Below are 305 nucleotides of genomic sequence, written 5' to 3'. Positions count from 1 at the left end.
GGTGGCGACCGTCCGTCGTTCCCGCGTCGCGATGACCGTCCTTCCGGTGGCGACCGTCCTTCCGGTGGTGGCTTCCGCCGCGACGACCGTGGTGACCGCCCCTCCGGTGGTGGCTTCCGCGGCAACGACCGTGGCGACCGTCCCTCCTACCCGCGTCGTGACGACCGTCCCTCCGGTGGCGACCGTCCGTCGTACCCGCGCCGTGATGACGACCGTGGTGGGTTCCGCGGCGGTCGTGACGACCGTGGTGGCGACCGTCCGTCGTTCCCGCGTCGCGATGACCGTCCCTCCGGTGGCGACCGTCC

General features: G+C 73.1%; 1 protein-coding gene. It reads right to left on the bottom strand.

Annotation, left to right across the window (positions count from 1 at the left end):
• Positions 1-305, bottom strand: a 305-nt coding sequence (locus AC6CKD_RS38010; RefSeq protein ID WP_498334001.1) for a hypothetical protein, incomplete at both ends; no start/stop codon positions are given.

The organism is Streptomyces sp. GQ60 (genome assembly GCF_059758875.1).
Note: the sequence above shows the minus strand (reverse complement) of the source record. Positions and strands in the feature narration are given on the sequence as shown.